The sequence below is a fragment of the Yersinia vastinensis genome, assembly GCF_044905075.1.
GTDB lineage: Bacteria > Pseudomonadota > Gammaproteobacteria > Enterobacterales > Enterobacteriaceae > Yersinia > Yersinia vastinensis.
The window spans coordinates 3,087,638-3,112,646 of sequence record NZ_CP173260.1 but is presented as its reverse complement, the minus strand read 5'-3'; the positions used below and the strand labels follow the sequence as shown (position 1 = coordinate 3,112,646).

Genomic DNA, 25,009 nt, shown 5'->3' with positions numbered 1-25,009 from the left:
TTATTAAGATATTTATATAGGAATATATATGTTAAATTTAAAGCGAGTCTTATGAGGGTTATTTATAAATATAAGGGACTCAATGAAGAATTAAATATATCAAATGATACGAAAAATATGAGAATAAAATTGGACTTCCATATTAGATCCAAAAGGAAATAGCATGCGATTAGTCATTGACCTGCAAGGAATTCAATCAGCTAGCCGTTTTCGTGGAATTGGTAGATATACCCTATTAATAACCAAGGCAATTATTAAAAACAAAGGAAATCATGATGTTATTCTAGTTGCTAATGGTACGATGACTGATTCGATATCTTCTGTGCTTGATAATTTTGATGGGATTATTTCCCGAGAGAATATTAAGTTTTGGTATTCTCCAGGCCCACTAAGTTATCAAGCCAATCAAGATCATACGCGAATAGAAAATGCAAAGCTTATTAGAGAAGCTTTTATTTATAGTCTTAAACCTGACCTTATCTATATTCCTACTATGTTCGAAGGTTTCTTAGATAATAGTATTTTAAGTGTGAATGAATTTAGCACCAGAATACCGACAGTAGCGACATTATATGATCTAATCCCCTTACAGAATCCAGAAAATTATCTCGACCATAATCCAGAATATAAAAATTTTTATCTAGAAAAAATAAATTATATTAATAGATGTGATGCTTTATTAGCAATATCAGAGTTCACAGAAAATGAAGGTAACAAATATTTAGAAGATAGAAAAGGTAATATTTTCAACGTTTCAACAGGTTGTGATGATCTTTTTAAAAAAAATGAATATTCACAAATTGTAATTGAAGATATCTCCACTAAATATTTTTTAACGAAAGATTCCTTCCTGTATGCTGGGGGAGCCGATGAGAGAAAAAATTTACCTCGCCTGCTCGAGGCTTATAGTTTACTTCCTGTTCATATAAAAAATAAATATTTACTTGTTATTTCCGGAAAATTATCTGATATTTCGCGATACAATATTCTTGCAGAAGCCAAGAAGTTTGATATAGAAGATCAAATTCGTATAACGGGCTATATTTCTGATGATGACCTAGTTAAACTCTATAATTTGTGTTCGTTATTTATTTTTCCTTCATGGCATGAAGGATTTGGTTTACCTGCTCTTGAAGCAATGGCTTGTGGTGCTGTAGTAATTGGTGCTAATAATTCGAGTTTACCTGAAGTTATTGGTGATGAAGATGCATTATTTGATCCTTTCTCAGTTGCGGATATTGCTAGTAAAATTGAAAGAGTAATGACTGATAAAAGTCTTTATGAAAAATTGAAAAAAGTAGAAAATGAAAGAAAAAAATATTTTTCATGGGATCAGACCGCTTTAAAAGCACTACAAGTTTTCGAATCAATAAATAAAAGTACCAAGGCTATTAATATCGAGAGATCTGTAAGTCGTTTAAAATTGGCTTATATATCACCACTCTCTCCGGAAAGAACTGGAATAGCTAAATACAGCGAAGATTTGATACCATATCTTGCGAGTTTTTATGATATTGATGTTGTTTGTGAGCAATCTGTTATAACAAGCAAATTTATAGATGATAGAATCAAGGTTATTAACTCAAATGATTTCCTAAAAAATTCTCAAAATTATGATCATATATTATATCATTTTGGAAATTCACCATATCATGAATATATGCATAAATTAATTACCCTCGTTCCGGGTGTAGTTTGTCTGCATGATTTTTACATGAGTAATTATTTAAGATATATTGAATCTAGAGATGGAGGCTTAGGTATTTGGGAAAGAGAGTTATTCTTCTCACATGGATATTCAGCGATTATTGAACGAGCAGAGAAAGATGATGATGAATATATCATGTACAAATATCCTTCAAACTTTAGTTTATTAGCAGCTGCAAAAGGGATCATAACGCACTCTTCTTATTCTTATAGTTTGGCTTGCCATTGGTATGATAAAAAAGTTACTAAAAATTGGGAAGTCATTCCTTTATTACGTAGAAAACCAATTGAAAGAACCAAGTATGATGCCAGGAAAAGACTAGATATAGCAGAAAATGATTTTATTATTTGCTCATTTGGAATGCTTGATAGTTCAAAATTAAATGATGTTATTATTAAATCATTTAATGACTCTTGCCTTAAACATAGTAATGTAAAAATAATATTTGTCGGTGAGAGCAGTGGTCCTTATAAAAAATTAATTGATGAATTAATTTCTAATTTTGAGCTTGGCGATAAAGTTATAATTACTGGCTGGGTTGATGATGAAAAATATTATGATTATTTAATCTCTGCTGATATAGGTATTCAATTAAGATCTCATTCACGTGGTGAAACATCTGCAGCTTTACTAGATTGTTTGAATTATGGGTTACCGACAATATACAATGCTAACGGCTCTATGGCTGAAATTAGTAGTGAAATAGCCTATAGATTGAATGATGATTTTGAAATTGATGACTTAACCATAGCGTTAAATAATCTATTCTCTAATCAACAACAACGGGAGTTATTATCTACTTTAGCCAGGGGTTATATCAATAAAAACCATTCCCCAGATTATTGCGCAGAGATGTTTTATAAGAAGATTACCCAAATATATAATAGTACACCAGAAAGTTTAGTACCCCTTTTAGCAAAACTATCTGTTAGTCATAAGAGCGAACTTAATAAATTAGCTGGTTCATTAGCTGAAACGTTTCCAATATTGAAACCTAAAAAAAGAATTTTTTATGATGTTACTGCAACTGCTCGTACTTCATTACGGACGGGAATTGAGCGAGTCACAAGAACACTTGTAGCTGAATTAATTAAGCGTAACATTGATGATGTGATTATCCTTCCTGTTTATATGGAAAAAGTTAATGATGATTATATATTAAAACATGCTCATGGTTTTGTAAGAGAATTGTTTAATAAAGTGCCAGATTGTTTTAACGATGAGCCTGTAGACTTTTATGAGGGTGATATATTATTTTCCTCAGATCTAAATTGTGATGATGTTGTTGATGCAAATATACATGGATTTTATTTAAAATTAAAACAAAAAGGCATGAAGATTTGCTTTATGGTCAATGATATTCTTCCTGTCACTAATCCTGAATTCTTCCCCCCAGGCAGTAGTGATAATTTTAAAGAGTGGTTAAAGGTTATTACATCTATTTCAGAGAAGATCGTTTTCATATCAAAAAGTGTGCTTAATTCATATGAAAATTGGTGTGATAAAAATAATATTAATATAGATAAAGTTATTCTTGGGTGGTCACACCTAGGAGCTGATATAGATGCTGTTCCAGTAAAACCAAGTGATAATAGTAAAAAGAATCAAACAGCTTCTCTAGTAGATAAAAAAATAACATTCTTAATGGTAGGTACTCTAGAACCTAGAAAAGGTCATTTACAAGTTTTAGAAGCATTTGACATATTATGGAATAAAGGTATTGATGTTAATTTGATTATTGTAGGGAAAGAGGGGTGGCTACAACTACCAAATGAACTCCGACGTACTATCCCTAATATTGTTTCAAAATTGAAAAAACATAGTGAGTTAAATCATCATCTTTTTTGGTTTGATCATGTAGATGATAATGAACTGAATTCTATATATTCATCTTCTAGTGCCTTGATATTCGCTTCAGAAGCAGAAGGTTTTGGTCTCCCACTAATAGAGGCAGCAAGGAAGTCACTACCTTTAATTATCAGAGATATCTCTGTTTTTAGAGAAATAGTAGGTGAAAATGCATTTTATTTTGACTCTCAAGACCCCAACGTGCTTTCTGATGCAATTATTGAATGGATTATGCAATACAAAGATGACACTCATCCAACATCAGAGAATTTATCTTGGCTAACATGGTCTGATAGTGCTTCTCATCTAGTTAGGTTTCTATTAAAGTAATGATTAAATTTTGTAACTTAAAGGTTAATTAAAATATGAAGACTGCAGTAATAACTGGTATTACAGGCCAAGATGGCGCATATCTCGCAGAACTATTACTTGAGAAAGGCTATAAAGTTTATGGCACTTATCGCCGCACTAGTTCGGTTAATTTCTGGCGTATTGAAGAGTTAGGTATTGATAAACATCCTAACCTACACTTAGTCGAATATGATCTTACCGATCTTTCTGCCAGTATTCGTTTATTACAAACTACACAAGCAACTGAAGTGTATAACTTGGCTGCTCAAAGTTTTGTTGGTGTTTCTTTTGACCAACCTGCAACAACCGCAGAAATTACTGGTATCGGTCCACTGAATTTATTAGAAGCTATTCGTATTGTTAACACGAAAATTCGTTTTTATCAGGCTTCAACCTCTGAAATGTTCGGTAAAGTTCAAGCTATACCACAGGTTGAAGAAACACCATTTTACCCACGCAGCCCTTATGGTGTAGCTAAATTGTACGCGCACTGGATGACTATTAACTATCGTGAGAGTTACGGTATTTTTGGCTGCAGCGGTATTCTCTTTAATCACGAATCACCACTGCGTGGTCGTGAATTTGTTACGCGTAAAATTACTGACTCAGTAGCAAAAATTAAATTAGGCAAATTGGATATTCTTGAATTAGGGAATATGGATGCTAAACGCGATTGGGGTTTTGCTAAAGAGTATGTAGAGGGTATGTGGCGAATGCTGCAAGCTGATGTGCCTGATACCTTTGTTCTAGCAACCAACCGTACTGAAACTGTGCGTGATTTTGTTTCTATGGCATTCAAAGCTGCTGGCTTTAATTTACGCTTTGAAGGGAAAGATGAAAATGAAATCGGGGTCGATACAGTAACAGGAAAAACTTTGGTTAAAGTGAATCCTAAGTTCTACCGCCCTGCTGAGGTTGAATTATTGATTGGGAACCCACAAAAAGCAAAAGATGTGCTTGGTTGGGAACCAAAAACAACATTAGAAGAACTCTGCCAAATGATGGTAGAAGAAGATCTTCGTCGGAATAAACAAGGTTTCTCATTCTGATGATAATGAATGGCAAGCGTGCCCTGATCACCGGTATTCAGGGATTTACGGGCCATTATATGGCGGCGGAGCTATCCGCCGCCGGTTACCGGGTATATGGTTTAGGTTCTCAGCCTTCAAACGATCTCGACTATTTTCAAGTAGATCTAATGGATGTGGATGGACTAACTTCTGTTATTGAACAGGTAAAACCTCAGGTTGTGGTTCACCTTGCGGCTATTGCTTTTGTTGGTCATGGTAACCCTGCCGCTTTTTATGATGTAAATATTGTCGGAACTCGAAACTTACTGGCAGCTATTAGTGCTGCAGCTAACAGTATTGAAGCAGTCTTACTTGCAAGTAGTGCCAATGTTTATGGTAATACACAAGCAGGGATGTTGAGTGAAACGGCAGTGGTGAATCCGGCAAATGATTACGCTGTTAGTAAGTTAGCTATGGAATATATGGCTAAACTTTGGTCAGAAAAATTGCCAATTATCATTGCTCGTCCATTTAATTATACTGGCGTAGGACAAACAGATAATTTCTTGCTACCGAAGATCGTTTCTCACTTTAAACGTAAAGCGAATGAAATTGAGTTAGGCAATTTGGATGTATGGCGTGATTTTACAGATGTAAGAGCTTTAGTTAAAGCTTATTTGGGATTATTATTAGCCAAACCTATTGGCGAAATTGTTAATGTCTGTTCAGGTAGAACTTATTCTTTACGCGAAGTTATTAATATATGTGAAGAAATCACCTCGCATAATCTAACTATTCATGTTAATCCCGCTTTTGTTCGCGCTAATGAAGTGAAAACGTTATGTGGAGATTCTAGTAAATTACAAAGTATTGTTGATGGATGGAATACCCCACCATTAGAAGAGACTTTGCGCTGGATGCTGGAAGCTTAATAATGAAAGTTATTTTTGGTACTGATCCTATTAAATATCCTTTGACTGGGATTGGTCGTTATACTTATGAGTTAGCTCGAGAATTACAGGGTAATAATGAAATTTCAGATCTTCTTTTTTTGCAAGGAAGAAGGATATCTCGAGATTTATCTAGTATAAATGTTAAATCGAGTCCGACATCAAAAGTAAAAACTTTTGTCAAAAATAGCGTAGTCGCCAGTGAGCTATATCGTCTTTCTGCACCTTGGCTAAAGAGTCTAGCTTTAAGATCTTACGATAGTTTTATTTATCATAGTCCAAACTTTTATCTACCTCCCCGTGTTCCTAATGCTGTTGCTACTTTTCATGATCTTTCCATTTTTACTTGGCCTCAATGTCATCCGGAAAATCGTGTTCGCTATATGCAAAAAGAGTTATTACTCACGTTAAAAAGAGCTAAAGTATTAATTACAGACTCTGAATTTACCCGCAAAGAGCTAGCAGAGTATTTTGATTATCCTATCGAGAAAATAGTCTCAGCACCATTAGCGAGTAGTGGTGATTTCTATCCTCGTGAATATGCTTCTTTGCAAAGTTTAATGGGCCGATTGAACTTAATTGCAGGTCAATATACGTTATTTACAGGAACAATCGAACCAAGAAAAAATATAGCAACTTTACTCGATGCTTATGAGCGCATTCCGTTGAAGATGCGCACCCAATATCCATTGGTAATTTGTGGTTTCTCTGGTTGGAATAGTGATGTCTTGCACCGTCGCTTTGAACTAGCCGCCCAACAAGGGTGGTTATTGTATCTTGGTTACCTGAGTTCGGAAGAACTACCTCTGCTTTTCTCTGGGGCAAAAACCTTTCTGTTTCCTTCATTATATGAAGGGTTTGGGTTACCAGTTCTAGAAGCTATGGCTTCGGGAGTACCTGTTGTTTGCTCAAATGCGGCCTCATTGCCTGAGGTTTTAGGTGAGTCGGGTTTGATGTGTGATGCGCTGGATGTTGAGGGATTGACTACCGCTATTATTAAAAGTCTGGAAGATGAAAATTGGCGTAGTCGATCAATAGAATTAGGCCTCTCCAGAGCGAAAACATTTTCATGGGCTAAATGTGCTCAAGAAACAATAAAAGCCTATAAGCAGGTATGACAATATAATGTTAAAAGTACTGCATTTTTATAAAACATATTATCCGGATTCATTTGGTGGTATTGAGCAAGTTATTTTCCAATTGTGCGAGGGTGGTGCAAATAGAGGTATTGACTCGACAGTTCTTTCTTTAAGTAAACGAGGTAGTATCTCTAATCAGAGAATAAAATCGCATACGGCATATTGTTCTCCAATAAATTTTGAAGCAGCATCAACCCCTTTTTCCTTTCAGGCATTAAGGGATTTTAAAAAGCTAGCTCAACAGGCTGATATTATCCATTATCATTTTCCATTCCCTTTTATGGATATGGTTCACTTTCTATCGGGTATTAAAAAGCCGACTGTTGTTAGTTATCATTCTGATATTGTTAAGCAAAAAAACATATTAAAAGTATATGCACCACTAATGAATCTGTTTCTTGGTGATGTTTCACATATTGTGGCCGCTTCTCCTAATTATGTGGCAACCAGTGTAACACTGAAGAAGTTTTCACATAAAGTTAGTGTTATTCCTTATGGGCTAGATGAGAAATCTTATCCGATACCAACACCGAGTCGTCTTGAGTTTTGGAAAAACAAATTTGGTTCTCGTTTCTTTTTGTTTGTCGGAGCTTTTCGCTATTATAAGGGTTTACACATTCTTATTGAAGCAGCTAAAAACTCAACTTACCCGATTGTTATTGTTGGTGCGGGGCCCATTGAGTCTGAATTAAAAAAACAGGCAAAAGAACTAAAAATTGAAAATATTCATTTTTTAGGTGCGGTATCTGATGAAGATAAAACGGCTTTGTTAACTCTATGCTCTGCAGTTGTCTTTCCTTCTCACTTACGTTCTGAGGCTTTTGGTATCACTTTGTTAGAAGGTGCTATGTACGGTAAGCCCTTAATTTCAAGTGAAATTGGGACAGGAACGACTTTCATTAATATCAATCAACACACTGGATTGGTTGTCCCTCCATCAGATCCTGCAGCATTAAGATTAGCGATGGATCAGTTGTGGGATAATATTGAGTTATCAGAAGAGTTTGGCCGTAATGCCCGAAATCGTTATCTAGAAAACTTCACCTCTGAAAAAATGGTTTCAAGTTATATCGATTTATATAATGAAATAATGGCTAGATGATTTAATGTATCTTTTTTATGTGTGTTTTTAAAATGAATGTTTTTAACAGTATAATATTTATTCGTTTCTCTTTGTTATGATTAATTTATGAAATATCTGCTGATATTTTATAAATGTAATCAGGAACTTTCTGATGTAAGCTTGGATACAGATAAATGAATAATGAATTATCCTAGTTTATTGCGTTTCGTTCACAGAACTAATCCCACCAGATTTAACTGTTTAAAGTTGAAGAGGTCATAACAAATGAAGTGTTTGAAAGCAGTCATTCCTGTCGCAGGACTTGGCACCCGCATGTTGCCGGCGACCAAGGCGATTCCGAAAGAAATGCTGCCAGTGGTCGATAAGCCCCTGATTCAATATATCGTGAATGAATGTGTTGCCGCCGGGGTTAAAGAGATCGTGCTGGTTAGCCACTCATCCAAAAATGCGATAGAAAACCATTTTGATACATCATTTGAATTGGAAGCGGCTCTGGAATCACGAGTTAAGCGGCAGTTATTAAAGGAAATTAAAAACATTTGCCCACCGGATGTCACTATCATGCAGGTACGACAGGGTCATGCCAAAGGCTTAGGTCATGCAGTCCTTTGTGCTCAACCTATGGTGGGAGACAATCCGTTTATTGTACTGCTACCTGATGTTTTACTTGATGATTCAACAGCCAATTTATCTAAAGAAAATCTTGCCAAGATGATTCAGCGCTTTGAGGAAACTGGGCGTAGCCAGATTATGGTTGAGCCAGTACCACAAGCTGATGTTTCTAAATATGGTATTGCAGACTGCGGTCATGTCGATTTAGCACCAGGTGAGAGCACCCTGATGACAGCAGTTGTTGAGAAACCTTCCGTAGCTGATGCACCGTCTAACCTTGCGGTGGTCGGGCGCTATGTGTTGTCAAAAGATATCTGGCCACTATTGAAGAAGACACCCCGTGGTGCAGGGGATGAAATTCAGCTTACGGATGCAATTGCGATGTTAATGGAGCAAGAACCTGTAGAAGCTTTCCATATGACGGGTAAGTCTCACGATTGTGGCGATAAACTTGGCTACATGAAGGCATTTGTCACCTATGGTGTTCGTCATAATACCGAAGGTGAAAATTTTTCGGCTTGGTTAAAACAGCAAATCAACTAACATGAGTTAGTGGCTGTATGTAGAATGATTTTAAATTTTCACAAGAAATCAGTAGGTTAATTATGACCAAATTGAAAGCAGTGATCCCTGTGGCGGGTTTAGGCATGAGAATGCTCCCTGCTACGAAAGCCATTCCAAAAGAAATGCTGCCTATTGTTGATAAGCCATTGATTCAATATGTAGTTAACGAATGTGTTGCTGCCGGTATTAAAGAGATTATCTTGATAACCCATTCATCAAAGAATGCGGTAGAAAACCATTTTGATACTTCCTATGAACTGGAAGCGATGCTGGAGGCCCGCGTTAAGCGCCAGCTATTGGACGAAGTGCAGTCTATCTGCCCGCCGGGGGTGACTATTATGCATATTCGTCAAGGGCATGCTGAAGGTTTGGGCCATGCGGTGCTCTGTGCCAAGCCACTGGTGGGGGATGAGCCATTTGCTGTGTTACTGCCAGATGTTCTGATTGATGATGCGAAATCAGATTTGACTCGGGATAATCTTGCTCAATTGGTCAAACGTTTCGAAGAAACAGGTACTAGCCAGGTATTAGTGCATTCGGTTGAACCAGAAGCGCTTTCAAATTACTCGGTAATCTCTTGTGAAAAGCCAGATCTGGCACCCGGTGAGAGCAGTCGAATTAAAGCCATGGTTGAGAAACCACAAAGCCCGGTTGACTTACAATCAAATCTATCAGCAGTTGGGCGTTATGTGCTGTCAGCCGATATTTGGTCGTTATTAGAGAAAACCAAGCCCGGGGCATGGGGGCGCATTCAATTGACTGATGCCATTGACGCATTAGCAGAGGAAAAGCCGGTCGACGCTGTTGCTTTAACCGGGCAATCTTATAACTGCGGTGAGAAATTAGGTTATATGCAAGCATATGTTGCTTATGGATTACGTCATCCAAAGCAAGGCGCTGAGTTTAAAGCTTGGTTAAAAGATTTTTTAGCCTAGGCTGCGATTTAAGATAAATGAAAAGCAATCCATGTGATTGCTTTTTTTTTGTGTCATTCGTCTTAATGAGTTGAATCATGTTTAACGCTCAGTCAGGGAAAGCAAACCATTGCGGACAGCAACTGGTCAGTTGTGCTATCTATCGCACCAATCACTACCCAGCTGACATAATCCTGAGTTAACATGTTTCCCACATCAAAAACCTGTTGGCCTCATAGCCGGTAACAGGTGTCATCCTTCAGACAGGAGTTTTTTTAATGTCCAAACAACAGATCGGCGTTGTCGGTATGGCGGTGATGGGCCGTAACCTGGCGCTCAACATCGAAAGTCGTGGTTATTCCGTCTCTATCTTTAACCGTTCATCAGATAAAACCGACGAAGTGGTCGCTGAGAATCCAGGTAAGAATCTGGTGCCAAGTTATACCGTTGAAGAGTTTGTTGATTCACTGGAAAAACCGCGCCGTATCCTGCTGATGGTGAAAGCGGGTGAAGCAACGGATAAGACAATTGCCTCACTGACGCCACATCTTGATAAAGGTGACATTCTGATTGATGGTGGTAATACTTACTACAAAGACACCATCCGTCGTAATCGTGAACTTTCTGAGCAAGGCTTTAACTTTATTGGCACCGGCGTTTCCGGTGGCGAAGAGGGCGCATTGAAAGGCCCTTCAATCATGCCTGGCGGTCAGAAAGAAGCTTACGAACTGGTTGCACCAATTCTTGAGAAGATTGCTGCTCGTGCCGACGATGGTGAAGCATGTGTTGCTTATATCGGTGCAGACGGTGCAGGTCATTACGTGAAGATGGTTCACAACGGTATCGAATACGGTGATATGCAATTGATCGCTGAAGCCTATTCTCTGTTGAAACAGTCTTTGGACCTGAGCAACGAAGAATTAGCAAGTACCTTTACTGAGTGGAATAAAGGTGAGCTGAACAGCTATCTAATTGATATCACCAAAGATATCTTCACCAAAAAAGATGAAGATGGTAAATATCTGGTTGATGTGATTCTGGATGAAGCTGCGAATAAAGGTACAGGTAAATGGACCAGCCAAAGTTCTCTGGACTTGGGTGAGCCATTAACATTGATCACGGAATCAGTGTTTGCTCGCTATTTGTCTTCGTTGAAAGATCAGCGAGTAGCTGCATCTAAAGTGCTGACTGGTCCTAAAGTACAGCCTTTTGCCGGTGATAAAGCTGAGTTTATCGAAAAAATCCGTCGTGCACTGTATCTGGGTAAAATTGTTTCTTACGCACAAGGTTTCTCTCAGCTGAAAGCGGCGTCTGACGAAAATAACTGGGATCTGCATTATGGTGAAATCGCTAAGATTTTCCGTGCGGGTTGCATTATTCGTGCTCAGTTCTTGCAGAAAATCACTGATGCATATGCAGAAAATGCAGATATCGCTAACTTGTTGCTGGCACCCTACTTCAAGACAATCGCTGATGAATACCAACAAGCACTGCGTGATGTAGTGTCTTACGCTGTTCAAAATGGTATCCCGACGCCAACTTTCTCCGCGGCGATTAACTACTATGATAGTTACCGTTCCGCAGTGCTGCCCGCCAATCTGATTCAGGCGCAGCGCGATTATTTTGGTGCACATACTTATAAGCGTATAGATAAAGAAGGTGTATTCCACACCGAATGGATGGAGTAATCCGTCTTTCGGCTACTGCGCTTTGCCCTTCTGGGATTGCGCAGTGTTCGGACTCCTCACTTACTACGTGTACGTTCCGGGTTCCTGTGCGCTGGGTGCCCCCAGACTAATGTTGCTCGCAACACCTTGGTTTGGTGGCGTGATTAAGCGGCCAAAGTGCCCTTGAGTACATGCGTTGATGGGTGGTTTACCGCAATAAAAATGCCCCCGCAGTGAAACCTTCGGGGGCATTTTTTATCTTTCATACGTGCACAGGAAAATTACTTCTCGTGGCGTTCCCGCAGACGACCAATGACTTTGCTCAGATCCAAATCCTGATCCTGCAATAATACCAATAAGTGATACATCAAATCGGCGGATTCGTTCGTTAACTCTTCGCGATCATTTACCGTCGCGGCGAGGGCGGTTTCGACACCTTCTTCCCCCACTTTCTGCGCAATGCGTTTAGTGCCACTGGCATAGAGTTTGGCAGTGTAAGAACTGGCCGGATCTGCTGATTTACGTGATGCCAACAACTGCTCTAATTGATATAGGAAGCTCCAATCGCTAGCTGCCGGCGCAAAACAACTATTATGGCCTAAATGGCAGGTCGGGCCGACAGGGTTAACCAGTATCAATAGCGTGTCATTGTCGCAGTCAGGGTAGATATTTACGACATTGAGGAAGTGACCAGAGCTTTCGCCCTTAGTCCATAGGCGCTGTTTAGTTCGAGAGAAAAAGGTCACTTTTCCCGTCTCTTCAGTTACCGCTAGCGCTTCCCGATTCATATACCCCATCATCAGAACTTCGCCGGATACGGCATGCTGAACGATAGCTGGCATCAGGTTGTCGACTTTTTCCCAATCTAGTTGGTTAACTTGTTGTTCGCTTAACACACTCTTATCTCCACGCCTTGTTCAGACAAATACTTTTTCAATTCGCCGATATTAATGATTTGCTTATGGAACACAGATGCTGCCAGCGCGCCGTCAACATCGGCATCTCGGAATGCTTCGAGGAAGTGCTCTGGTGTTCCGGCACCGCCAGAAGCAATCAGAGGAACATGGCAGATAGCCCGCATCTGTTTCAACTGACGCAAATCATAACCGTTACGCACGCCATCCTGATTCATCATATTCAGCACAATCTCACCGGCCCCGCGTAATTGGACTTCTTTGATCCAATCTTCGGTCTGCCAGGTGGTAGCTTTGGTGCGTTTTTCATCACCAGTAAACTGATAAACCTGATAACTATCACTTTCCTCGTCATACCACGTATCAATACCAACGACGATACATTGTACGCCATAGCGGTCGGCTAGTCGGGTAATTAACGTAGGGTCAGCCAATGCTGGTGAGTTGATGGAGATTTTATCAGCACCAAAAGTCAGGATCTGACCGGCATCTTCAACACTCTTAATTCCCCCTGCAACGCAGAAAGGAATATCAATCACTTCAGCGACTCGTGATACCCAGCTTTTATCGACAACACGGCCATCGGAGGAGGCGGTGATATCGTAAAATACCAGTTCATCGGCGCCTTCCTGCGCGTAACGCTGCGCCAACGGTACGATATCACCAATGATTTCATGATTACGGAACTGGACGCCTTTAACCACTTGACCGTCTTTTACATCCAGACAAGGAATTATACGTTTTGCCAGCATGCAATCGCCTCCTTCACATTGAACTTACCGTCCAGTAGCGCCCGGCCCACTATCACGCCTTGTACACCACTGCCACGTAGGCGAGCGATATCATCCAAACAACCAATGCCACCGGAGGCCTGAAATGCCACTTGTGGATAGCGCTGGCAGACTTCCTGATACAGTTCGACATTCGAGCCACTCAACGTACCATCACGGGAGATATCCGTGCAGAGCACATGTTTGAGGCCAAACGGCAAAAATTGTTCGACAATTTGCTCTAACGTAGCATCGGAGTTTTCCTGCCAGCCGCTGATGGCCACTTGCTTGCGACCTGCATCATTAATGCGTACATCCAGCGCCAAGACAATGGCTTCAGAACCATAGCGCTCGAACCATTGTTGTACCATTTCGGGTTGCTTAACGGCGGTTGAACCAACCACCACGCGCGTCGCACCGGCTTCTAGTAGGGCAATAACATCTTGCTCATTGCGGATACCCCCCCCCACTTGTACGGGCACATCAACACCGGCCAGTAACTCGCGCAATAGCGGGATTTGGCGGGCAGCGGGATCTTTGGCACCGGTCAAATCAACCAAATGTAATACCTGAGCACCTTGTTGCTGATAATCTTGTAAGCGTGGCAATGGGTGATTGCCATAGTCACGCTGTTGGCCGTAATCGCCCTGATGCAAACGCACCACCTTGCCTTCGATCAAATCCAAAGCGGGAATAATCATGGTGCTTACATCTCCAGAAAGTTTTTCAGCAATTGGGCTCCAGCCGCTCCGGAGCGTTCCGGATGAAACTGCACACCAAAGAAGTTGTCTTTTTCGACTGCGGCGGTAAACGGCTCGCCGTAATTGGCTTGGGCGATGGTATTTGGGCATATTGGCATTGCGTATCCGTGCACAAAGTAGAAATAAGTTCCGTCTGGGATACCACGGAACAGATGACTCCCCGCCTGAGGGGTTATCTGATTCCAACCCATATGCGGTAGCGGTAAACCGAAGTCCGTCATCTGTTTTACCGGAGTATCAATAATACCGAGTGTCTCGATACCGCCACTTTCTTCACTGCTGGTAGCCAGCAATTGCATACCGAGGCAGATGCCCAAAACCGGTTGAGTGCAGCTTTTTATCAGCTCGATAAGCTCACGCTGCTTCAGTTGATCCATTGCAGCATGGGCGGTACCCACACCGGGCAGAAACAGCTTATCGGCCCGCAACACAATCTCTGGGTCACGGCTGATTACCGGCGCATAACCTAAGCGCTGCACCGCGTAAGTGACAGAGGAGAGGTTGGCACAACCGGTATCCAGAATCACCACTTCCATTAGAGCACCCCTTTGGAACTTGGCAGGGTGTTACCCTCTACGCGGATAGCCTGACGTAAGGTGCGACCAAATACTTTAAACAGGCTCTCTACCCGGTGGTGATCGTTGCGACCCTTGGTTTTCAGGTGCAGGGTACAGGCCATAGCATAGGAGAGGGAGCGGAAGAAGTGCTCGACCATCTCGGTACTCAGATCGCCGACGCGTTGGTAGTTAAATTCAGCTTTGTATTCCAAGTGTGGGCGGCCAGAAATATCCAGTGCGCAACGTGCCAGACATTCATCCATTGGCAGTACAAAACCAAAGCGGCCAATACCTCGTTTATCACCCAGTGCGTTGTTAATGGCTTCACCCAGTGCCAGCGCGGTATCTTCCACAGTGTGATGATCATCAATATAGAGATCACCGCTGACCTGAATATCCATACGAAAACCGCCGTGAGTGGCAATTTGGTCCAGCATATGATCGAAGAAACCAACACCGGTTTTGATCTTGCTGCCGCCTTCGCGATCTAGCCAGACATCAACATCAATAGCGGTTTCTTTGGTGACACGGTTAACATGAGCATGGCGGTCGCGTTGGGTGAGTTGCTTGGCAATTTGCGACCAATTTAAGCCGTCACGTTGATAACGCAGGCCGTTGATACCCATATTTTGAGCGAGCTGTAAATCAGTCTCGCGGTCGCCTATCACATAGCTGTTGGCACTGTTCATCACGCCTTCGGCCAAATAGCTTTCAACCAAGGCTGTTTTTGGCTTCCGACAAGCACAGTTATCTGATGGCAGGTGTGGGCAAATTAATACTTGCTCAAAATTGATTCCCTGAGAACTGAAAATTTGCATCATCAAATTATGCGGCGGATCAAAGGTTTCCTGTGGGAAACTACTGGTACCTAAACCATCTTGATTCGTGATCATCACCAAGCGGTAATCTGCTTTTTGCAATGCCAGTAGTGCTGGAATAACGTCTGGCTCCAGCGCCAGTTTATCCAGCCGGTCAACCTGATAATCTTCTGGTGGTTCCGCAATCAGGGTGCCGTCTCTGTCAATAAAAAGAAATTTCTGGCTCATATTGTTTCCTTACGGAGGCTGGAGGTATTAGTTTTATTCGTGCTATCAATGCCGGGCAGAGGAGCCAGAGCCGCAATAACGCGTTCACACTCTTCACGGGTACCGATAGTAATGCGCAAGCAGTTGGATAAACTTGGCTGTTTATTTTGGTCACGTAAAATAATGCCTTGATCCCACAGTGTTTTGAACACACTGCTCGAGGCAGTGAAGCGCACCAGTAAATAGTTACTCTCGCTAGTAAATACTTGTTCAACACAGGCGCAGTCTTGCAGCGCATTCTGTAGCCATTCGCGATTGGCTCGGACTTCATTTACCCGCTGACGCATTTGCTCAAGGCCCTGCGGGCTGAGTGCTTGTGCGGCAATATCAGCAACCGGTGTAGATAATGGGTAGGGCGCAATCACCTTAAGCAATAGTTGGATGATATCGCTGTTGGCGAGTGTAAAGCCACAACGTAAACCCGCTAATGCAAAGGCTTTCGATAAGGTACGCAAAATGACTAAATTCGGATAATCTTTTAACCAACCACTCACTGAGGCTTGTGGACAGAACTCAATATAGGCTTCGTCGATAGCCACGATAGCGCGGCCTTGTGCCAGTTCCAGTATTTCACGTAAGTCAGCGGGGTTGATTAAGTTGCCTGTTGGGTTGTTTGGGCTACAAACGTAAATCAGTTTCACCCCATCCAAACTTTCTTTAATGGCGGGTAAATCCAATTGCCAATCTGTTTTAGCTTGTACGGTGCGTCGTTCAACACCAAAGGTTTCGGCGCTCACGGCATACATACCATAAGTCGGAGGGCAGAACAGAATGGCATCTTTACCCGGCTCACAGAAAGCGCGAATCAACAGTTCGATACCTTCGTCAGCGCCACGGCTGACCAAGACCTGCTCTGTCTCTAATCCTGCATAAGCGGCATAGCGTTCAATAACCAACGTTGGCTGGCACTCAGGGTAGCGATTGAACGTTTGTGCAGTCAGTTGGTATTCGCTCGCCAGTGGATATTCATTGGCATTGAGCCACACATCGCCATTTCCCCCCAAACGGCGAGCAGACATATAAGGGGTCAGTGCGCGGACGTTGGCGCGGGCCAAATCAGTGACATTGGCAGACTTACTCATGCTTGCTCCTTATTGGTGGCTGTCAGGGCAGCGACACGTAGGGTAACGGCGTTTTTGTGAGCGGTCAGTTGTTCAGCTTGCGCCAGCGTTTCAATGGTCGATGCCAAACCCAACAAGCCTTGTGGAGTTAATTGCTGCACGGTCATTCGTTTTACAAAGTCAGCCAAGCCCAAGCTGGAATAGGTCGAGGTATAGCCATAGGTGGGCAGCACATGGTTAGTCCCAGAGGCATAGTCACCTGCAGATTCGGGTGACCAGTCGCCCATAAAGACCGAACCGGCATTGTCAATTTGGTCGATAACATCTTCTGGTTGACGTATTTGTAGAATTAAATGCTCTGGGCCGTATTGATTGCTGATATCAATACATTGCTGCAAATCTTTAGTGATGATTAAGCGGCTGCTTTCGAGTGCCTGACGGGCGATATCCGCACGCGATAACTGTTTGAGTTGCTCTTCAACGGCTTCGGCAACAGCTTGAGCAATTGCGGCATCCGGGGTCAGCAGGATCACTTGTGAATCCGGGCCATGTTCGGCCTGGGACAGCAAGTCAGAGGCGATAAACGCTGGTGTGGCACCACTGTCGGCAATCACTAACACTTCTGACGGGCCTGCTGGCATGTCAATTGCTGCGCCGTCCAGTCGTTGGCTAACCTGTCGTTTCGCTTCAGTCACATACGCATTGCCCGGCCCGAAGATTTTGTTCACTTTCGGCACGGATTCACTGCCGAAAGCCATGGCGGCGATAGCTTGCGCCCCACCAATCTGGAACACTTCTTTAATCCCACACAATTGCGCAGCGTACAGAATTTCATCAGCAATTGGCGGTGGAGAACATAAAATAACTCGCTGACAACCGGCAATGCGTGCGGGAGTCCCAAGCATCAATACCGTAGAGAGCAACGGAGCAGAGCCACCGGGAATATATAAGCCGACGGAGGCAATTGGGCGAGTGATTTGCTGGCAGCGTACGCCCGGCTGAGTTTCAACATCCACCACCGGCATTTTCTGTGCGTTGTGGAAGATTTCAATATTGCGTACCGCTTGTGCCATAGCTTGTTTAATATCGTCATTCAAGCGCCCGGCGGCAGCGGCTATTTCATCGCTGCTGATACGGATATCATTAACTTTCACAGTATCAAAGCGTTGACTGAAGTCGCGTAAGGCACTATCGCCCTCGGCTTTTACTCGGTCAAGGATTTCGCTTACTGTGGCGGTAATCCGGTCTGAAGCATTAATCGCCGGGCGACTGAGCAGCGTTTTTTGCTGCTCTTCGCTGCATTGCTGCCAGTCGATTAAGGTATTGAAATTCGTCGGCTGCATGGGTTACTCCATCATTTTTTCAATCGGTAAGACCAGAATGGAGCTGGCACCCAGCGCCTTCAGTTTTTCCATGGTTTCCCAGAACAGTGTTTCGCTACTCACCATGTGCATAGCCACGCGGCTCTTATCACCGGCCAATGGCAGAATGGTAGGGCGTTCAGCCCCCGGTAGTAGGGTAATTATCTCGTCCAGACGCTCACTCGGAGCGTGCATCATTATGTACTTAGATTCACGTGCTTGAATTACACCTTGAATTCGGGTCATTAAGCGGTCAATGAGCTGCTGCTTTTCAGTCGGCATTTCACCATCACGCTGAATCAGACACGCTTTAGAGCGATAAATGACTTCGACTTCACGCAGGCCATTGGCTTCCAGTGTGGCGCCGGTTGATACCAAATCGCAGATAACATCAGCCAAACCAGCACGTGGGGCAACTTCGACAGAACCGTTCAATAAGCAAGATTTGAACGTCACGCCTTGCTTATCAAGATATTGTTTTAAAATGTGTGGGTAAGAGGTGGCGATGCGTTTATTTTGCAGGCACTGCGGGCCGGTGTACTCGGTATCAAGTGAGGCGGCAAGTGACAAGCGGCAGCCACCGAAATCCAGACGACGCAAGGTGAAGTAACGAGGATCTTCGCCCTGAGCGCGGCGGCTCAGTAACTCTTCTTCCAGCACGTTTTCCCCAATAATGCCCAGATCAACCACGCCATCCATCACCAACCCTGGGATATCGTCATCACGTACACGTAGGATATCAATTGGCATATTTTCAGCAAAAGCGATCAGGCGCTGTTGTTGTAAATTGATTTTAATCCCGCAGCGCGATAGCAATTCATGACAATCATCACTCAGGCGGCCTGATTTCTGCATCGCAATGCGCAAACGTGTTTTATCTAGCATGGTAATCCTCTTAACTCATTAATTTAATTTTATAAAATCGTGGACAACAAAAAAGCCCTCGGAAGATAATCTTCCGAGGGCTTTCTCTATTGCGTTCTACGCCACCTGGAAGATTCGTTAACCGTCTTCCAGCACACATCGGCCTGCAAGACTAGTCAGGATGATGGTGATGATGGTGATTAAATTGAACGCGATTCATAGTAGCTTCTCTGTTTGGGCTTTCTTACATAGCTAAAATAGCCATATTTAGAACGTGCCATAATTTCTGTCAATCAACGTAAACCATTAAGCGGGTAGGGCGCAACCTTTTTTTCATTGAGCTGTTTTATTTCAAAGTAAGTGCGGTACGTTATCTGCTGATTGTGCCTTGTCTTTCGGTGATTATCTCTTCTATTTTGGATAATTTAAGCAGAAAGTTATTACGGACGACTCTTGTGCCGATGAATGAAAAACTGGCATGTTTTATGAAAACTCCAGCCGTTTGTGGAAGCTAATTGGGTCTGCATGCCAAAGACTTTGCTGCCACAATGGATGGGACGGTCTAACAGGGCGGGGCGGCTAATATTGCGGTGCTGAAACTGGGCGAAGAAGGTCAAATAAATAAGCACGCCAATTTCTGGGGGAATGGTGGCCAACAGGTTGGCAAGGTACATCCTCATAGTTCAGTTATATTGATTATTTGATATGAAGGATGGATTTTCTATATAAGTAAATACCTATTAGCATGACTATAACGCCGGTTGAGAATAAATATAACAATGAGTTTACATTTCCAGTCTGATAATTTGGCATTCCAAACAGATCGGTTTCCATAAAATAGCTTCTTATAGACTCAATACAAAGTAAAATCCCGCAAACAATGCCTGATGTGCCTAAATATCTTGACGGGTTCTTCATAAACAGTTCAAAGGTATTATTTGAAAAAAACATATTGTGCTCCATATTTTAAAGTAAACGACAAAGTGTACTTAATTAGCTGAGACGACTTCCTTTATAGAGTCTGAAGCTTGTATATATCTGCTCTCCAGGCGTTACATACAACGAATTAACGTGAAAAAATCAATCTTTACAGCAAGATAAAACGACTGAATCGTCAGGCAGTTAGATACTCAAAATCCACATAAATGTATAACAAGATCATCAGCAAATTTATTGAGCGCGGACATTATTTATTTTAATCATATTCATTATATTGAGTGTACTATCCACCTAAAAGGGATTTTTATGAGAGTATTTACTAAACTTAACATTTTATCGACCATTGCTGGAACAACAATATTTTTTCATTCTCCTTTATATGCCACTGATACAGTTAAAAATTATAAATACTCATTATCAGACGGAATAGATATTTGTCTTAAGAAAGTTAAAGAAAAGCTTGGTGATGAGACAAAGGTTTCAACATTAAGTACATTTTTTTCTTCTGGGGGGGAAATTAAGTCCCGTAGTACTAAGGAGCCGCAAGGTGCGATGACGACTTGTAGTGTCTCTTACCTGAACCCGGAAAACGCGAATAGATTGTTAAACATGCGCATGGATACTCGAACCGGTGAGTTTCAAAGCCCACGCCAGGTAGAGATCCGCGTGAGTGGTGATTCATCAAAATTCAACCTCAATAACTACTTAATTTCTCTTGATAAAATTGATATGTCGTCGCTTCCCGCGTTCATGGCAAGTCAGGAGAAAAAGTTGAGTGAGCATTACTCAACATTTGCCTGGACCGGTGTCCGTCTAACCAGTCCGGGTACCTTTAGTAATAAGCATCAGTTGCGTGTTGACGTGGGAGGGCGGCTTGCCGTCAATGACATATTAGATACCGGCTATGCTGAACTCTCAGTAGATGGTAAGACAGTCAATAAAAATCGACTAGTCAAGTAAGGGGAGTTGTAATCTATATTCCTCAAGGGCGGTTAATTGGATGGACACCCACCTAACTTGAGTTTTGAAGAACTACGGCTTAAGTCCCTTGCCAATCTAGGTAAGTTGACGAATTCCCAGATCGTTATAAAATCAGCCGCAGCCATCAGAGTATGGCTGCGGTAGATCTTTCCTTTGCGCATATCCTTAGAGAAATCAATCAGATTACTCAACAACAAGTCAATACCATGGTATGGCAATTGTTAGCTTTTAATTATTGGCGTAAGTTTAGGGTGAAGCCATTCTGGAGATGATGACAATGAAAAAGGTATCGATTATAGGTCTTGGTTGGTTAGGCCTGCCTTTAGCGCAATCACTGATTCGCCGTGGTGTTCAGGTGGTAGGGAGTAAGACAACACCCGATGGCGTTGATGCTGCCAGAATGAGTGGGATTGATTGTTATCAATTGCAACTGACACCGGAACTGATTTGTGAACCGGATGATTTGGCACAACTGATGTCGGCCGATGTCCTGATTATCACCTTGCCAGCCAGTCGTACCACTGACGGTGGCGCGCAGTATTTTCAAGCGGTGCAGATGGTGGTCGATAGTGCACTAGCATTTGGTGTGCCGCGCATTATTTTCACCAGTTCCACCTCGGTTTATGGCGATACCCGTGGCCGTATCAAAGAGAGTTCGCCGTTGCAACCGGTAACCACAGCAGGCAAAACCCTAGAGGAACTCGAACTTTGGCTGCACAAATTGCCAAATACTTCGGTGGATATCTTGCGGCTGGCCGGGCTTGTGGGGGCCGATCGCCATCCTGGGCGTTTCCTCGCAGGCAAAACTAACGTGAAAGGTGGTTCGCAGGGGGTGAATCTGGTGCATCAGGAAGATGTCATCTCCGCAATCGAGTTGCTGCTTAATTTGCCAAGAGGCGGTCATATTTACAATCTGTGTGCGCCAATGCACCCGCGTAAGCGTGACTTTTATCCTGCTTGTGCACGGGCTTTGCAATTGACGCCGCCCGAATTTGCACCTGACGATATTGAAGAGCCCATCCGTGAGATCGATGGCAGTAAGATTTGCAGCGAGTTGGGATTTGAATATGCTTATCCTGACCCCGAAAGAATGCCTTTAAACTAATGATATCAAATGGCTAGCGGTGCTAAGTGCCGCTAGCCCTTTGACTCAATACACCGTTAAGTATCATCGTTTCTGATGAATATAGGTCAGTGCCAAGGCCATCGCCAATACCAGCCCTTTGATGATATCCATCGCATAATAAGGCACTGACAGCATAACTAACCCGTTTTGCAGCACCCCTAGAATCACGGCACCAATGAGAGTACCAATAGCATTAGGCTTGCCTGAACCTGCCAGTGAAAAACCAATATAAGCTGCTGCCACAGCATCCATCAGGTAACCACCGCCAGCATTGACTTGCGATGAGCCTATACGTGACGCCAATAGAATCCCGCCTAGCGCCGCCAACAGTGACGAAAACACATAGGCCAGTACTCGATAGCGCACGGTGCGGATCCCCGCTAAACGGGCCGCTTCTGGATTACCACCCATGGCATACATTCGTCGGCCATGTTTGGTTAGTGACAAATACAGCTGCACTATAATCGTGACGACCAACATAATTATCACGATTACAGGTACTTGTCCCAGCGCTGAAAACATCTCAGGAATGACGCCTTCCGCCATGTCGCCATTTGGCAGCAACATATTCTGCGTGATAGAGCCGCCGTAGCTGTAGGTCATCGCTACACCCTGAATCACAAACAGGCTGGCAAGGGTCGCGAGCATGTCGGGGATTTTCAGTACCACAATCAGAAACGCGTTAAATAACCCCACCAGAGTACAAATCAACAGTGTCAGAATGATAGCCCCGGTGGTGCCAAAGCCGTACCAGACAAACAGCGACATCACAATGGCATTAGCCAGTGAGGCGGTAGAACCGACCGATAAGTCGAAACCACCAACGGACAGTGAGATGGACACACCGATGGCAATCACTGTAACAATAGCGATGGACCGCAAGATATTGATGATATTGTTTGGATCAAGAAAATTGTCTGATGCCAAGCCAAATAACGCGATCAGCGCCACAACGGTGAGTAACATCCCCCATTTGTAGAGAAAATCAAACAGCTGGTGACGCCATGGCTGCGCGTCCGGCAGGGATATTTCTTTACTCACTGAGGGGTTCCTCCGGTTGAAAATAGTAATAATGTTTCTTCGTCGATATCTGCGGCATTTAGCTCGGCGACAATACGCCCATCCCACAGCACGCAGATACGATCACATAGACCGACCAATTCTGAAAATTCACCGGACGCATAAATAATGCCTTTTCCCTGCTGGGCCAATCCGTCAATCAGAGCGAACAGATCCTGTTTGGCTTTGATATCCACCCCTTTGGTTGGCTCATCAAAAATCAACACTCGTGCATTACCGCGCAACCACTTACCGATAGCCACTTTTTGCTGATTTCCGCCAGATAAACGGGCCAGTTTTTGTTGCGGTGATGAGGTGCGAATCCCCAAGCGCTGGATTAACTCTTTAGCCCAACTCAACTCTTGACGACGGCTAAAAAGACTCCAGCGAGAAAAACTGTCATCAGCGGCGACACTGAGGTTCATCGGAATGCTTTCGTGAATAAAAATACCTTCTTTACGTCGCTCTTCCGGTACCAGTGCCAGCCCTTGTATAACTGATTTTTCAGGTGAGCGGGGCTTCCAGGCTTTCCCTTGTAATTCACCTTGTTCAACCCGACTGGGCGTGGCGCCAAACAGCGCTTTGCACAATTCGGTTTTGCCCGCACCGGCTAACCCAGCAATGCCTAAAATCTCTCCTTCATGTAGTACTAAGGAGATATCACGCAGTTTATGTTGATCATGTAGCCCTCTGACGGATAGCAGAGTTTTATGGCTAAATGTTGTCCGTCGAGGAGGGAAAATATCATCCAAAGTATGGCCAAGCATCTTCTCTACAATTTGCTCACCCGTCAGATCGCCCATCACATCATGGCTGACACGGCGACCATCGCGTAGCACCGTGAGTTGATCGCAAATTTCACGCAATTCATGGATACGATGTGAAATGAAAACAATGGCCATCCCTTCGGATTGCAAACGACGAACGACACGAAACAGGCGCGCACTCTCTTCTTGATCCAGTGGCGCGGTGGGTTCATCCAAAATCAGAAAACGGCATTGGTGGGATAGTGCGCGGGCTAACAGCACTTGCTGTTTCTCCGCCAATGTGCAGGATTCAAGCCGTTGGCGCACATTCAGTTTAAGATCAAGCTGGTCGAGCAAGGCTTCAGCTTGACGGTAAAGTTGCGGCCAGTTAAACAGATGCCCACGTTCCGCCAGCGTATCCAGCATAATATTTTCTGCGACAGACAGGGTGGGGATTAACGCAACATCAACCTCTTGTTGAACCACATGAATACCGTGCTGCTTTGCTTGCCGAGGAGAATGAATATCAATCTGCTGACCGTCAATATAGATTTCACCGCGATAGTGGCTGTGGGCACCGGAAAGAATCGCCATCAAGGTCGATTTTCCTGCACCGTTAGCCCCCACTAACGCATGGGTAGAGCCGCCTTCTAGCGTGAAATCAACTTGTTGTAGAGCCTGAAATCCAGAAAACGAGATAGAGATATTCCGCATCTCAAGGCGGGAGGAGGAGGCGCTGGACATATATTTCTGCAACTGCCCTATAAAAGTTTTGTAACGAATCAGGCAGTCAATAATGCTGCGGTAGTCCTCTTTTTTAACACAGTTTCGATAATTCGCAACAAACTAAAATAGTTAAGGTATATCAAAAAATTATTAAACAATGGAGGGGATGCCCTTAAGATGGAAAACACTGCTGACATCGCAACGTGTAATAA

The 25,009-nt window shown here is 43.0% G+C and carries 21 protein-coding genes and 1 other annotated feature; of the genes, 10 read left to right on the top strand and 11 right to left on the bottom strand.

Annotation, left to right across the window (positions count from 1 at the left end; genetic code table 11):
- Positions 1–163: 163 nt before the first annotated feature.
- From ACIOG0_RS14535 to gndA, 8 genes are all read left to right on the top strand, one after another.
- The gene (locus ACIOG0_RS14535; protein ID WP_404704870.1) at positions 164–3,886 is read left to right on the top strand and encodes a glycosyltransferase; all 3,723 of its coding nucleotides are present in this window, start codon (positions 164–166) and stop codon (positions 3,884–3,886) included.
- Between the two features lie 35 nt (positions 3,887–3,921).
- Positions 3,922–4,956 carry a GDP-mannose 4,6-dehydratase gene (gene gmd / locus ACIOG0_RS14530; protein ID WP_050098574.1) on the top strand — a complete coding sequence of 345 codons (1,035 nt, stop codon included), beginning with the start codon at positions 3,922–3,924 and terminating at the stop codon, positions 4,954–4,956.
- Positions 4,956–5,849: a GDP-mannose 4,6-dehydratase gene (locus ACIOG0_RS14525; RefSeq protein WP_050140721.1), complete on the top strand. Its 894-nt coding sequence runs from the start codon at positions 4,956–4,958 to the stop codon at positions 5,847–5,849. Before gmd ends, ACIOG0_RS14525 begins: the two co-directional genes overlap by 1 nt.
- 2 nt (positions 5,850–5,851) lie before the next feature.
- Positions 5,852–6,985 carry a glycosyltransferase family 1 protein gene (locus ACIOG0_RS14520; RefSeq protein ID WP_128451091.1) on the top strand — a complete coding sequence of 378 codons (1,134 nt, stop codon included), beginning with the start codon at positions 5,852–5,854 and terminating at the stop codon, positions 6,983–6,985.
- Positions 6,986–6,992: 7 nt separating this feature from the next.
- Positions 6,993–8,108 (top strand): glycosyltransferase family 4 protein, encoded by a 1,116-nt coding sequence (locus tag ACIOG0_RS14515; RefSeq protein WP_050098563.1) that lies wholly within the window; start codon positions 6,993–6,995, stop codon positions 8,106–8,108.
- Between the two features lie 246 nt (positions 8,109–8,354).
- Positions 8,355–9,245: a UTP--glucose-1-phosphate uridylyltransferase GalU gene (gene galU, locus ACIOG0_RS14510; RefSeq protein ID WP_050098561.1), complete on the top strand. Its 891-nt coding sequence runs from the start codon at positions 8,355–8,357 to the stop codon at positions 9,243–9,245.
- Between the two features lie 62 nt (positions 9,246–9,307).
- Positions 9,308–10,201 (top strand): UTP--glucose-1-phosphate uridylyltransferase GalU, encoded by an 894-nt coding sequence (gene galU / locus ACIOG0_RS14505; protein ID WP_050098558.1) that lies wholly within the window; start codon positions 9,308–9,310, stop codon positions 10,199–10,201.
- A gap of 257 nt (positions 10,202–10,458) precedes the next feature.
- On the top strand, positions 10,459–11,868 hold the full coding sequence (gene gndA / locus ACIOG0_RS14500) for an NADP-dependent phosphogluconate dehydrogenase (RefSeq protein WP_050098556.1): 1,410 nt from the start codon (positions 10,459–10,461) through the stop codon (positions 11,866–11,868).
- Between the two features lie 260 nt (positions 11,869–12,128).
- Here the strand turns inward: gndA and hisIE are convergent, their stop codons facing one another.
- The 9 genes from hisIE to hisL all read right to left on the bottom strand — a co-directional run bounded on the left by hisIE (position 12,129) and on the right by hisL (position 19,440).
- Positions 12,129–12,743 (bottom strand): bifunctional phosphoribosyl-AMP cyclohydrolase/phosphoribosyl-ATP diphosphatase HisIE, encoded by a 615-nt coding sequence (hisIE, locus tag ACIOG0_RS14495; RefSeq protein ID WP_050098551.1) that lies wholly within the window; start codon positions 12,741–12,743, stop codon positions 12,129–12,131.
- Positions 12,737–13,513, bottom strand: a complete 777-nt coding sequence (gene hisF, locus ACIOG0_RS14490) for an imidazole glycerol phosphate synthase subunit HisF (RefSeq protein ID WP_046051258.1) — start codon at positions 13,511–13,513, stop codon at positions 12,737–12,739. The genes hisIE and hisF overlap by 7 nt, the downstream gene beginning before the upstream one ends.
- On the bottom strand, positions 13,495–14,232 hold the full coding sequence (gene hisA, locus ACIOG0_RS14485; RefSeq protein ID WP_050098550.1) for a 1-(5-phosphoribosyl)-5-[(5-phosphoribosylamino)methylideneamino]imidazole-4-carboxamide isomerase: 738 nt from the start codon (positions 14,230–14,232) through the stop codon (positions 13,495–13,497). The genes hisF and hisA overlap by 19 nt, the downstream gene beginning before the upstream one ends.
- Positions 14,233–14,237: 5 nt before the next feature.
- Complete coding sequence (gene hisH, locus ACIOG0_RS14480; protein ID WP_050098549.1) at positions 14,238–14,828, bottom strand: imidazole glycerol phosphate synthase subunit HisH; 591 nt, start codon at positions 14,826–14,828, stop codon at positions 14,238–14,240.
- Complete coding sequence (gene hisB, locus ACIOG0_RS14475; protein ID WP_050140723.1) at positions 14,828–15,895, bottom strand: bifunctional histidinol-phosphatase/imidazoleglycerol-phosphate dehydratase HisB; 1,068 nt, start codon at positions 15,893–15,895, stop codon at positions 14,828–14,830. The genes hisH and hisB overlap by 1 nt, the downstream gene beginning before the upstream one ends.
- Positions 15,892–17,016, bottom strand: a complete 1,125-nt coding sequence (gene hisC / locus ACIOG0_RS14470; RefSeq protein WP_050098546.1) for a histidinol-phosphate transaminase — start codon at positions 17,014–17,016, stop codon at positions 15,892–15,894. Before hisC ends, hisB begins: the two co-directional genes overlap by 4 nt.
- On the bottom strand, positions 17,013–18,338 hold the full coding sequence (gene hisD / locus ACIOG0_RS14465; RefSeq protein WP_050098545.1) for a histidinol dehydrogenase: 1,326 nt from the start codon (positions 18,336–18,338) through the stop codon (positions 17,013–17,015). The genes hisC and hisD overlap by 4 nt, the downstream gene beginning before the upstream one ends.
- A gap of 3 nt (positions 18,339–18,341) precedes the next feature.
- Positions 18,342–19,241: an ATP phosphoribosyltransferase gene (gene hisG, locus ACIOG0_RS14460; protein ID WP_050098543.1), complete on the bottom strand. Its 900-nt coding sequence runs from the start codon at positions 19,239–19,241 to the stop codon at positions 18,342–18,344.
- A 46-nt stretch (positions 19,242–19,287) separates the two neighbouring features.
- Positions 19,288–19,417 (bottom strand) — a sequence feature (His leader region).
- Complete coding sequence (hisL, locus tag ACIOG0_RS14455) at positions 19,393–19,440, bottom strand: his operon leader peptide (protein ID WP_002231208.1); 48 nt, start codon at positions 19,438–19,440, stop codon at positions 19,393–19,395. Its footprint overlaps the feature before it by 25 nt.
- Before the next feature lie 1,025 nt (positions 19,441–20,465).
- On the opposite strand from hisL, the gene ACIOG0_RS14450 reads away from it, so the two are divergent.
- Both ACIOG0_RS14450 and ACIOG0_RS14445 read left to right on the top strand, forming a co-directional pair.
- Positions 20,466–21,119 carry a hypothetical protein gene (locus ACIOG0_RS14450; RefSeq protein WP_050140724.1) on the top strand — a complete coding sequence of 218 codons (654 nt, stop codon included), beginning with the start codon at positions 20,466–20,468 and terminating at the stop codon, positions 21,117–21,119.
- Positions 21,120–21,417: 298 nt separating this feature from the next.
- The gene (locus tag ACIOG0_RS14445) at positions 21,418–22,245 is read left to right on the top strand and encodes an SDR family oxidoreductase (RefSeq protein ID WP_050140725.1); all 828 of its coding nucleotides are present in this window, start codon (positions 21,418–21,420) and stop codon (positions 22,243–22,245) included.
- A 63-nt stretch (positions 22,246–22,308) separates the two neighbouring features.
- On the opposite strand, the gene ACIOG0_RS14440 is transcribed toward ACIOG0_RS14445, so the two are convergent.
- Positions 22,309–23,307, bottom strand: coding sequence for an ABC transporter permease (locus ACIOG0_RS14440; RefSeq protein WP_050098536.1), 999 nt, complete (start codon positions 23,305–23,307; stop codon positions 22,309–22,311).
- Positions 23,304–24,815 (bottom strand): sugar ABC transporter ATP-binding protein, encoded by a 1,512-nt coding sequence (locus ACIOG0_RS14435; RefSeq protein WP_050098535.1) that lies wholly within the window; start codon positions 24,813–24,815, stop codon positions 23,304–23,306. The genes ACIOG0_RS14440 and ACIOG0_RS14435 overlap by 4 nt, the downstream gene beginning before the upstream one ends.
- Positions 24,816–25,009: the final 194 nt, after the last annotated feature.

Excerpts from the sequence above, each read along its gene's own strand:
- ACIOG0_RS14450 (WP_050140724.1), top strand. The coding sequence starts at position 20,466 with ATGAGAGTATTTACTAAACTTAACATTTTATCGACCATTGCTGGAACA.
- gmd (WP_050098574.1), top strand. The coding sequence starts at position 3,922 with ATGAAGACTGCAGTAATAACTGGTATTACAGGCCAAGATGGCGCATAT.
- hisF (WP_046051258.1), bottom strand. The coding sequence starts at position 13,513 with ATGCTGGCAAAACGTATAATTCCTTGTCTGGATGTAAAAGACGGTCAA.
- galU (WP_050098558.1), top strand. The coding sequence starts at position 9,308 with ATGACCAAATTGAAAGCAGTGATCCCTGTGGCGGGTTTAGGCATGAGA.
- ACIOG0_RS14515 (WP_050098563.1), top strand. The coding sequence starts at position 6,993 with ATGTTAAAAGTACTGCATTTTTATAAAACATATTATCCGGATTCATTT.
- ACIOG0_RS14445 (WP_050140725.1), top strand. The coding sequence starts at position 21,418 with ATGAAAAAGGTATCGATTATAGGTCTTGGTTGGTTAGGCCTGCCTTTA.
- hisH (WP_050098549.1), bottom strand. The coding sequence starts at position 14,828 with ATGGAAGTGGTGATTCTGGATACCGGTTGTGCCAACCTCTCCTCTGTC.
- ACIOG0_RS14535 (WP_404704870.1), top strand. The coding sequence starts at position 164 with ATGCGATTAGTCATTGACCTGCAAGGAATTCAATCAGCTAGCCGTTTT.
- ACIOG0_RS14520 (WP_128451091.1), top strand. The coding sequence starts at position 5,852 with ATGAAAGTTATTTTTGGTACTGATCCTATTAAATATCCTTTGACTGGG.
- hisC (WP_050098546.1), bottom strand. The coding sequence starts at position 17,016 with ATGAGTAAGTCTGCCAATGTCACTGATTTGGCCCGCGCCAACGTCCGC.
- ACIOG0_RS14525 (WP_050140721.1), top strand. The coding sequence starts at position 4,956 with ATGATAATGAATGGCAAGCGTGCCCTGATCACCGGTATTCAGGGATTT.
- ACIOG0_RS14435 (WP_050098535.1), bottom strand. The coding sequence starts at position 24,815 with ATGTCCAGCGCCTCCTCCTCCCGCCTTGAGATGCGGAATATCTCTATC.
- gndA (WP_050098556.1), top strand. The coding sequence starts at position 10,459 with ATGTCCAAACAACAGATCGGCGTTGTCGGTATGGCGGTGATGGGCCGT.
- hisB (WP_050140723.1), bottom strand. The coding sequence starts at position 15,895 with ATGAGCCAGAAATTTCTTTTTATTGACAGAGACGGCACCCTGATTGCG.
- hisD (WP_050098545.1), bottom strand. The coding sequence starts at position 18,338 with ATGCAGCCGACGAATTTCAATACCTTAATCGACTGGCAGCAATGCAGC.
- galU (WP_050098561.1), top strand. The coding sequence starts at position 8,355 with ATGAAGTGTTTGAAAGCAGTCATTCCTGTCGCAGGACTTGGCACCCGC.
- hisA (WP_050098550.1), bottom strand. The coding sequence starts at position 14,232 with ATGATTATTCCCGCTTTGGATTTGATCGAAGGCAAGGTGGTGCGTTTG.
- hisG (WP_050098543.1), bottom strand. The coding sequence starts at position 19,241 with ATGCTAGATAAAACACGTTTGCGCATTGCGATGCAGAAATCAGGCCGC.